The sequence below is a fragment of the Pseudomonadota bacterium genome (assembly GCA_034660915.1).
In the GTDB taxonomy this organism is placed as follows: Bacteria; Desulfobacterota; Anaeroferrophillalia; order Anaeroferrophillales; family Anaeroferrophillaceae; genus DQWO01.
This window is the reverse complement of the sequence record JAYEKE010000075.1, coordinates 1-4,034: the sequence shown is the minus strand read 5'-3', so window position 1 is coordinate 4,034 and position 4,034 is coordinate 1. Positions and strand designations below refer to the sequence as shown.

The 4,034-nt window shown below is 47.0% G+C and carries 4 protein-coding genes; 2 read left to right on the top strand and 2 right to left on the bottom strand.

Annotated elements, in window-relative coordinates:
- Nucleotides 1-865 (bottom strand): UDP-N-acetylglucosamine 4,6-dehydratase (inverting) (gene pseB, locus U9P07_04390; GenBank protein MEA2108639.1); only part of this gene is annotated, 865 nt, incomplete at its 3' end.
- 102 nt (nucleotides 866-967) lie between these two features.
- On the opposite strand from pseB, the gene U9P07_04385 reads away from it, so the two are divergent.
- Together U9P07_04385 and U9P07_04380 are read left to right on the top strand one after the other, a co-directional pair.
- Complete coding sequence (locus U9P07_04385) at nucleotides 968-1,096, top strand: hypothetical protein (protein MEA2108638.1); 129 nt, start codon at nucleotides 968-970, stop codon at nucleotides 1,094-1,096.
- Nucleotides 1,097-1,323: 227 nt separating this feature from the next.
- Entirely contained in the window at nucleotides 1,324-2,526 is a 1,203-nt protein-coding gene (locus U9P07_04380) for a hypothetical protein (GenBank protein MEA2108637.1), read from the top strand.
- Here U9P07_04380 and U9P07_04375 read toward each other — a convergent pair.
- Nucleotides 2,523-3,887, bottom strand: a complete 1,365-nt coding sequence (locus U9P07_04375; GenBank protein MEA2108636.1) for a surface carbohydrate biosynthesis protein — start codon at nucleotides 3,885-3,887, stop codon at nucleotides 2,523-2,525. The two genes, U9P07_04380 and U9P07_04375, sit on opposite strands and share 4 nt — an antisense overlap.
- Nucleotides 3,888-4,034 lie beyond the last annotated feature (147 nt).

Sequence of the window (4,034 nt, the reverse complement as noted above, 5' to 3'; positions counted from 1 at the left end):
CCCATAATTTCATGGAAGGCAGAATCACATATTCATCCTCAAGTTCCACCGTATTGATGGCATCTGAAACCGTTATCATCTCTTCGTGAAGTTTCTCCCCCGGACGAACCCCGATAGTTCGCAGCTGACATCCGGGAGCTATTGCTTCTGCCAGGTCGGTAATCAGATAACTGGAAATTTTGGGAACAAAAACCTCACCACCCCACATCATTTCCAGGGTTTTTAAAACCATCCTCACCCCATGATCCAGGGTAATGTTAAAGCGGGTCATCCGTTCATCGGTAATCGGTAAAAACCCGGTATGGCGTTGTCGCAGAAAAAGAGGAATGACACTGCCCCTGCTGCCCATAACATTACCATATCTGACCACACTGAATTTAATGTCCTTTTTCCCTTTGATATTATTTGCAGCTACAAACAGTTTGTCTGAGCAAAGTTTCGTTGCTCCATAGAGATTAACCGGTCCGGCCGCTTTGTCAGTACTCAAAGCCACTACTTTTTTCACTCCGGCATCCAGACAGGTCTCAATCACATTCTGGGCCCCCATCACATTGGTTTTAATACATTCAAAGGGGTTGTATTCCGCCGCCGGCACCTGCTTAAGAGCAGCAGCATGGATGACAATATCAATATCCTGCAAAGCCCGAGACAGACGCTCCTTATCACGTACATCCCCGATAAAATAACGAAGCTGCGGATATTTATCGGTGGAAAGAACCTGGGCCATTTCAAACTGTTTAAGTTCGTCACGAGAAAAGACCACTAACCTGGTAATCTCTGGATAACGGTCAAGAACTGTCTCAATAAATCTCTGGCCGAATGAACCGGTACCGCCCGTCACTAAAATCGAACGTTCTTTTAACAAAGAATTACACCATCCTCTCTATCAATAGATTGATTTTATGAATGTCAACTTTCTGAGTTATGAAAAAAAGCTTGAAAAAATTTGTTTCAAGAATATTCCGGCATGGCTCTCGCTCATTCTCGCTGCACATCGTGTGCAGCTGTGAGGTGCCCGCCGCGAATCACCATCGTGGTGATTCGTTCGGCGGTCAATGCCGCCTGCCTGTGCGTGCCGCACGCAGACAGGCTGTGAGCCAAGCCCGAATATCCTGATAATGTCTCCTGGCAACACAAGTCAGAAAGTTGAGATGAATAAAAAGCCACAATAAATTTCGCCATCCTCGAAGCATTATGCTATATAATCAAACATCAACGGCGTCAGTCAATCATGTTTCATCCAGGCCTTGCATAAGTTTCTTCATCGAAACCTTTGCCTGACGGCAAAGAACCCGTGAAGCACTTAACAAGAAATAGCTTAAAATGAAAATCCCTCTCTCTATTAAACACTCCCTGAGAAAACTGTATACTGCTTTCTGTATCATAACTGCCCGGGTTATACACTATTGGCATTCCCGGCGCAATCATCCCATCTCCAGCCGGCAGCCGCTGATCTTTGTGTTGCTGATCAGTCGTCCTCAGGACATTGATCTTTTCATCGATATTTATCACCAGTCGTTGAAACATCCTGAAATTGAGGTGTTTTTTTGGGCGACGAAACGGGCACTCACGCATTTCCCCACCACCAAAAAATTACTGGATGAAAAAGGGATTCAAACAGCATTTACCGTCACCCATGGAAACCTGATAGCGGCTATTTTCAAGTTACTGAAGATTGATGCCCTGCTGAATACAGTTGAATCAACGGTGGCCAGCCACAAGGTTCCCTATATAATCACGCTGATCGCCAACGCCTGCAAAGTCCATACGTATACGATGCAGCATGGTTTTGAAAATGTCGGCCTGACCTACCAGGATCCTGAGTTAGGCTCCAACGTTCACTTTGCAGCCCAAAATGTTCTGACCTGGGGGCCAGTTGAACAACTCCCAGGTGTCGTTGCCATGGATACCCGTCGTAAATGCCTGGCGGTCGGCTGTCCCAAGGTCCACCTTGCCAACCTGGGAAAAAGCCAGCATCAGGTCTCAGAAACACCCTTCATCGCCGTCTTTGAAGGACTCCATGTTGACCGTTTTGATGACCGGTACATGCAGCTATTTTTTGCCGACTTGCAACATATGGCAGACACATTCGCCAACCTTCATTTTATCCTGAAACCTCATCCCGGAATTATACAGCGCAGTAAAACCCACACGGAATTTCTTCATTCCATGAGCAATATCGAAGTACTTGATCCCGCCCGGACGGATATAACCCATTGGCCGACACCAACGCTGCTGGCCAATTCCCTGGCAGTCGTCACCACACCTTCCACCATCGCTTTAGATGCTGCCATGGCTGCGGCTCCCGTTGCAGTCATCCGTTATGGACAAAACATCCCCTACTATGCCTACTATGAACCCCTGCCGCTTATTGACACTACCCGGAATTGGCACGATTTTCTTGCAACTGCACTGACAAAGCGCTCCCAACTGGAAAAATCATCTCAATCCTTTTTGAAACGGGTCAGCCTGCCGGGCAACGCGGCCGAACATATTCTCGCGGTTGTCAGTGGGAAAAAGCACTAATCAATCCTGAAAATATATTCACTCAGCCGCTTAACCTGCACATCCTGGAAACGGCCCAGAATATCCCCCAGCCGCTTGATTCGATCTTGTATTTCATCGGCTGTTACGCCGGGAAAGCGATGCTGGTGGTAAGCAAAATTATTACGGTGTCCGGGACGGCGCATATTGATCTTTTTACTGACCTTACGCACCCGATTATGCAACCAACCCCGCAGATATTTTCTCAGGGGAACAGCCGGAGGAGGACCCTGTAGATACCCGACCTCAGCCAGGACATCAACCATCCGGTCACAGGACAATCGCCCGTCGAGGGCGGCAATATGCGGCTCCAGAATCCGACTGCGTTCCAATTCATCCATGGAACCCTTTTCACCATTCACTATTTCTTTCACCTGCAAACAAAGCTCATCCAGCGAGCAGGCCCTATAACTCACTTCATTGGGTAAATCATCATCATATTGTCCCCCGGTCACCGGCTGGTAAGCGACGGTTGGCGTTCCCAGAACAGCTGCTTCAATCATGGTGGTACAACCATTGGCAACCAATACTTTTGCCGCCATCAGCCAGGGAGTTACACTGTCCTCATTAATAATTTCCAGATTTGGATAACCTTCGGCAATTTCCATCCATGGATGATGATTCTCTGCCGGATGAGGACGAACAACAATACTATGATCCGGCATTGTCTGACATAAAGCCGGCAGCATTTCCTGAAAATACTCAAACAGAACCTGCTTCAATCTACCCTTGCCGGCATCAAAGGTTTCCTCACCACCAGCCTCCAGCTCCAAAGCTGGTTTTTTCAATTCACTCAGATGAGAAAAGAAATGATTCACTTTGCTGAAGTTGGTATTAATGAGGATAAAATCTCCATATTGTTCTTTCAGCTTGTCGGCTTTTTGCTGATAGAAAGAACGCAATTCCGGCCGCAGCAAATCAATGCGAGGATTGCCGGTAAGATGAATCGGCGTCCCGGGATACCCTGGATAATCACGCAAAACTCGGGCATCATCAGCTCCCCAGGTCAATAAATGAGATAGCTTACGCAGGGTAACAGGTGACAGGCGCCAGCGGTAATACTCCTGATCAGGCCAGCGCACCAGACCCTCTTCATCCCAACCGACAATCTCATGACCAAGATCACGCAGAATAGCAAACATCCTGATACTTAAAGTCCGCATGCTTTTGGCCAGATAAACGCCACGAGGCAAAGAATCCATCTGGAAATGAATAAAGGCCCGGGAACCGATAATTACTGGAAAACCACGTTCAGCCGCGGCACAAGCCAGCAGAATCTTGGCATCCAATTCCCTGACTTGGCTTTCCACCGGAATTATAATTGTTGAAGGTTTATCAATCATAAAAAAATCCTCAGAGATACAAACCTAAGTTAAGCGATTAGCTGTTAGCTATCAGCGTTTAGCCTTGAAAAATAAAGGCGTTACGTTAATGAGAAATAACACCCAACGGGTGAAAGTTTGTAAGTAAATATTCGACTTTGTCTATAG